The following is a 6,051-nucleotide window of genomic DNA, read 5'->3' as shown; positions in this document are numbered from 1 at the left end:
TTCGACATCGTCCTCTGCGCCGGAACGAGTCCGACGCAGGATCTTGGTCACAGAGGTGAAGCCAAAGATCGACAAGACACATAACGAGCCCAGCCATCAGGCGGGCTCTCTCCCCAGGTTGCTTTACGAACGCCACCCCGCCAAAAGGCGAAATTTTGTTCCCATTTAGGCTGCCTTAGCGCAGTGATATTGCAACAGAATTTACCTAAGGTCAGATGCACCTTTGGAATCCGAAAACAATTTCAGCCACTTAGCGCGGTTCACTTTTTTCCTTTCGGTCAGTTATCCACAGGACAGTTCAGCCCCGCACCGACACATTGTTGCCAGATTGTGGCGAATCGCCGCAGTCGAAAACAAGCCGGAAAGCCCCTGATTTCAGGTCAGAAAATTGCTGTTTCGAGGCGTGGAAAACCGGCGATCTGAAGAAGGTTCAGGCGCCCGTTCCTGAGCAATCTGCGCCCTCCTGAGCGCGGCAGATCGTGCCTAGAATCTGCTCGGGAGCCTGCGCGACATCGCAGATCAGCGCGGCCTCGTCGGGGCCGGGAAGCTCGAGGATTTCGAGCTGACTTTCGAGCAGATCGACCGGCATGAAATGATCCTGTCGGGCGCCCATCCGCGCCGCGATCAACGCCCGCGAACCGGTCAGGCAGACGATTTTCATCGGTCCCAGATGCGCCCGCAACCGGTCCCGATAGACGTGTTTGAGGGCCGAGCAGGCGAAGTTGACGGGACCGGTCTCGGAGGCCTCTGCGACCGCGTTCGCGACCGCGTCGAGCCAGTCCCAACGCATCTCATCGCTCAATGGTTTGCCGGCGGCCATGTGGTCGCGATTGGCCAGCGGATGGTAGTCGTCGGCATCGAGAAACACCCCGCCGCGCCGCTCTGCCAGAGCCCGCGCGATGGTGCTTTTGCCGGTCCCGCAGACCCCCATGACGAGGGTCGCGGCGGGGGTCTTGCGAGGTCTCGTGACCATGTCGACAGGCGCCCTCCCGAGGCTCGATCCGCGTCCTTTCAGGGCTAGAGGAGCGTGCCAGAAGGGTCAATGACACGACCGCGTGTGAAGCATTGCCCGCGCGCGGTTTGGGCGTCGGTCAGTGGAAATCGCGGCTCGGAAAAAGCTTCTTCGCCTGCTCTCTGGGATGGCGTGCAGTGGTCTGTGGACGGGGGCGCGGGGCGTCGTCGGCCTGCGGTGTCGTGAGGCCCAAAACGTCATCGAGCGGGTGCCCCAGATCGGCCAGCCGATGGGAAAGATCCTCGATCTTTTCGGCGATCAGATGGACCACGATCCCCTCCCGTTCGAGCCGCCCCGAGACCCGCAGCAGACGCCCGCCCATCACCGCCCGGCGGAAGCGTTCATAGAGCTTCGGCCAGACCACGACATTGCTCACACCGGTCTCGTCTTCGAGCGTCAGGAAGATCACACCCGAGGCCGTTCCGGGACGCTGGCGGGTGATCACGAGGCCACAAACCGTAACCCGATTTTGCCGCGTTCCGATCAGTTCGCAATGCGGCGTGAGGCCGGAAATCGAGGGGCGCAGCAGCTCCATCGGATGGGCGCGCAGGCTCAATCTGAGCGCCACATAATCCTCCACGACCTCCTCTCCCAGATGCATCGCGGGCAACTCCACGGCAGGCTCGCGCCCCCCTTCCCCATCCATCGGATCGGCGAAAAGCGGCAGCGGCGCGGGGGCGCGGATCGCCTTTACGGCCCAAAGCGCATCGCGCCGCGTGAGGCCGATTCCGGCAAATCCATCGGCCTCTGCCAGACGTTCGAGCACGTGCGGAGGCGTGCCCGCGCGCAGCCACAGGCTCTCGGGATCGGGGTAGCCGTTGCCCCGTGCGGCGACGATCCAGCCCGCATCTTCCTCGCGAAATCCCTTGATCTGACGGAACCCCAGACGCAGCGCCAAGGCGCCGTCCGCGCGGCGCTCCAGCGAGCTGTCCCAGCCCGAATGGTTCACGCAAACGGGCCGCACTTCGACCCCGTGTTCACGCACATCCCTCACGATCTGGGCGGGTGCATAAAAGCCCATCGGCTGCGAATTCAGGAGCGCACAGGCGAAGATCGCGGGGTGGTGGCATTTCAGCCAGGAAGAGACATAGGTAAGATGCGCGAAGGCCGCCGCGTGGCTTTCCGGGAAGCCGTATTCGCCGAACCCCTCGATCTGGGAAAAGCAGCGATCGGCGAAATCGGGCGTGTAGCCGCGCGCCAGCATTCCCTCCACGAACCGGTCGCGGAACGTGCCGATCGTGCCCATCTTGCGGAAGGTCGCGAGTGAGCGGCGCAGGCGGTCGGCCTCCTCGGGCGTGAAGCCCGCAGCCACAACCGCGATCTGCATCGCCTGCTCCTGGAACAGCGGCACGCCGAGGGTTTTGCCCAGCACGCTTTCCAGTTCCTTGGAGGGGAAATCGACCTTTTCGCGCCCCTGACGGCGGTTGATATAGGGGTGGACCATGCCGCCCTGAATAGGGCCGGGACGGACGATGGCGACCTCGATCAGGAGGTCATAGAAGGTGCGCGGGCGCATCCGCGGCAGGAAGTTCATCTGCGCCCGGCTTTCCACCTGAAACACCCCCACCGCATCAGCGCGGCAGAGCATGTCATAGGTCGGCGCGTCTTCCTGCGGGATAGTAGCGAGCGACATGTCGAGCTTCTCGTGGCCCGCCAGAAGGTCGAAGCTTTTTCGGATGCAGGTGAGCATCCCGAGGCTGAGAATATCGACCTTCAGGATGCCCAGCGTGTCGATATCGTCCTTGTCCCATTCGATGCAGGTGCGCCCCTCCATCGCGGCATTCTCGATCGGACAGAGCGCGTCGAGGCGGCCCTTCGTGATGACGAAGCCGCCGACATGCTGGCTGAGATGACGCGGGAACCCGATGATCTCGCGGATGAGCTTGAGCGTCTGCGCAAACCGCCGATCGGACGGGTCGAGGCCCAGCTCGCCCAACCGCGCATGGTCCGGCCCCTTTCCGGAAATTCCCCAGATCTGCCCCGCGAGGCTCGCCGTGACATCGGCGCTCAGCCCCATCACCTTGCCCACCTCGCGGATCGCGGCGCGGGTGCGGAAATGGATCACGGTGGCGCACAGTCCCGCGCGGTCGCGACCGTAGCGCTCGTAGATCCACTGGATGACTTCTTCGCGGCGCTCATGCTCGAAATCGACGTCGATATCGGGCGGCTCGCCGCGATATTTCGAAATGAAGCGCTCGAAGACCATGCCGATCTGATCGGGGCTGACATCGGTGATCCCGAGCGCCCAGCAGATGATCGAATTGGCCGCCGAGCCGCGCCCCTGACACAGGATGCCCCGGCTGCGCGCGAAGCCCACGATGTCATGGACGGTGAGGAAATAGGCGGCGAAACCCAGTTCGGAGACAAGGCGCAGTTCCTTCTCCAGCAGCCCCGCGTGACGCTCCGAGATCCCCCCCGGACAGCGCCGCGCCAGCCCCTCGCGGGCGAGCCGGTCGAGCCGGTCCTGCGCGGGCTCACCTTGGGCGACCTCGTCGGGATATTCGTAGCTGAGTTCGTCGAGATCGAAGCCGCAGCGCGCGGCGATCTCGCAGCTTCGGCGCAGCGCGGCGGGGTGGCGACGGTAGAGCCGCGCCATATCCTGCGGCCCCTTCAACCGGCGCTCGGCATTGGGCAGCGCGCGGGTGCCCAAGCTGTCGATGGTGCAGCCCGCGCGCAGGCAAGTCAGCACATCGGCCAGCTGCCTTCGCGACCCGCGATGCATCAGCACGTCGCCCACCGCCACCATCGGGGTCGAAGCCCTGAGCGCCAGCGCCGCGCAGGCATCGAACCAACGCTGATCCGAGCCGTCATAGCGCGGCGGTGCGCCAAGGAAGACCTGCCCCGGATAGCGCCGCCGCATCTCTTGCAGCGGGCGGTAAGCGCGGGCCAGATCGGCAGGCGGCAGGGCGATCAGGATCATCCCCTCGCAGCCTTCCAGCAGATCCGCGCGGGTCAGATGACATTCGCCCTTCCCCGCCCGGCGCTTGCCGCGGGTCAGAAGCTGGCTCAGCCGGTGATAGGCCGCACGGTCGGTGGGCAGTGCCACCCAATCGACCGGGCAATCGCTCAGCACCAGCCGGGCGCCGGTGATCAGTTTCGGCAAGCGCGCGGTCACGGGCCGCGGCAAGTCCTGCGGCGAGCCGATGGGCTGGCGGGAGCTTTCATCGCGCTGCACCTCGGAGCGGATGCGCAGCGCCTCCCCGATCTCGCGCTTGAGCTCCTTGAGCGCCGAAAAGGCCCGGACCACCCCCGCAAGCGAGTTGCGATCGGTGATCGCGATCGCCTCCAACCCCAGCTCGGCGGCGCGCACCATCAGTTCCTCGGGATGCGAGGCCCCGGTGAGGAAGGTGAAGTTGGAAGTGGTGCAAAGCTCGGCATAGCCGGTGGGAATGGCAGGGCTGGACGCCGTGGAGGGGGCGCCGCCCCCGCGCCCGTCGGGCGCCCCCCGAGATATTTTCATCAAGAAGAAGGGGGCGGTCATGCGAAGACCCCCTCCACATACCAGCCGGGATCTTGCGGGGTGTGGAACATCCAGAGCCGCCATCCCTGCCCGGTCTCGACGCGCCAATAATCCCGCATGCCGCGCCGCCAGTTCGGATCGTCGAACCACCATTCCGGCATGAGCCGTTCGGGCCCTTCGACCCGTTGAGCGGTGAGCGATTGCCGGCGCCAGCGGAAACGGCGGGGCGGATCGGGCGTGTCCGCCTCGACCGGTTCAGGCGGGAACAGCCGGAGCGGGCGCGGATGCGGCTGGTGCCAGTTGCCCCCGGCTTCGGTAAAGGCGGCCGGTGCGATCAGGAAGCTGCGCTCGGGGATGTGGCTGTCGGCGGGCAGGTAGCGTTGGACATTTTCCAGCCCGATGCGCAGCCCGATCCGGGTGATCAGGTCGCCCAGCCTGTCGCGCCGTTCGGTGGCGATCGCGCCGATCTGGCGGACGGGCAGCGGCTCGACCTGCGTGGCGGCAAGCCGCATCTGGTCGATACCGAAGCCCGCGTCGATATCCTCTATGCCGCGCGCGAAGAGCGCCGCGATCCGAGCCGGGTCGCGCAGCGGGGTGGCGAGGCGCAGCTCGACCTCCTGGCTGGCCTGATCGACGCGGCGCAGGGTGAGGCTCAGGGTTCGCGCCCCGGCCTCGTTTTCCTTGAGTTTCGCACAGAGCCGATCCAGCAGCCGGTCTATCCCCGCCATCACGTCGGCCTGCTGGCCGATCGGCTCGGGCAGGGTCAGGCGGGTGCCGTAATGGGGCGGCTCGGACGCGGGCGAGACCTGTTCGGGCAGATCGCCCAGCGCCTGATCGAGCCGCATCATCAGCCCTGCCCCGAAGCGGCGAACAAGCGGGGCGCGGGGCGTGCGGGTGAGATCGCCGATCTCGCGCAGGCCGAGCCGTTGCAGCCCCGTCACCGTCTCATGCGGCAGGCGCAGCGCCGCGACGGGGAGCTTGGCCAACGCCGCGAGCCGCGCACCGGGCGCAGCCCGTCCGGGTGCGAAATGCGCCAGCGCCCAAGCCGCGCCGCGGGTGTCGGCAAGGCCCAGCCGTACCGCGATCCGGGCGCGCTCCAGCCGGGCGGCCATCTCGGCCATCATCGCCTCTTCCCCGCCCCAGAGGTGGTCCGATCCGGTGATGTCGAGCACCAGCCCGTCGCTGCCATCCAAGCCCACCCAAGGGCAATAGCGCGTGGCCCAGCGGCGCAGGGTTTCAAGAAACTGGGCCTCGCGCGCGGGCTCGGCAGGGGCGGTTTGCAGCACGGGGGAGAAAGCGCGGGCCTCGGACAGCGCCATGCCGCGCGCGAGCCCCTGTCCCTCGGCAGCCGCGTTCAGGCAGTGCAGCCGGTCGGTATTGCCCTCGCGCAGGACCAGCGCAAACGGCCCTTCGATGGGGCGCACGCGCAGAACCCGGTCGCTCGCCAGCCGGGGAAACCAGAGGGTGAGAATACGCCGTGCACGCCCGTCGAACATTTCGCGAAGCCCAGGATTCGAGTCATTTGTTCCTGTTTTGTTCTTTTTAAATCCGCCCCCTTTCGGAGTCGAGTCTACAAAGC

Annotated in this window: 3 protein-coding genes; all 3 read right to left on the bottom strand. The window is 66.4% G+C overall.

Annotation, left to right across the window (positions count from 1 at the left end):
• Positions 1-430: 430 nt before the first annotated feature.
• Positions 431-973 (bottom strand): gluconokinase, encoded by a 543-nt coding sequence (locus TP2_RS00570; protein WP_051692080.1) that lies wholly within the window; start codon positions 971-973, stop codon positions 431-433.
• Positions 974-1,091: 118 nt separating this feature from the next.
• Positions 1,092-4,493, bottom strand: a complete 3,402-nt coding sequence (locus TP2_RS00565) for an error-prone DNA polymerase (RefSeq protein ID WP_240473674.1) — start codon at positions 4,491-4,493, stop codon at positions 1,092-1,094.
• On the bottom strand, positions 4,490-5,968 hold the full coding sequence (locus TP2_RS00560; protein ID WP_038072253.1) for a Y-family DNA polymerase: 1,479 nt from the start codon (positions 5,966-5,968) through the stop codon (positions 4,490-4,492). Before TP2_RS00560 ends, TP2_RS00565 begins: the two co-directional genes overlap by 4 nt.
• Between the last annotated feature and the right edge of the window lie 83 nt (positions 5,969-6,051).

The organism is Thioclava pacifica DSM 10166 (assembly GCF_000714535.1).
Classification (GTDB): domain Bacteria; phylum Pseudomonadota; class Alphaproteobacteria; order Rhodobacterales; family Rhodobacteraceae; genus Thioclava; species Thioclava pacifica.
This window is presented reverse-complemented; position numbering and strand designations above follow the sequence as displayed.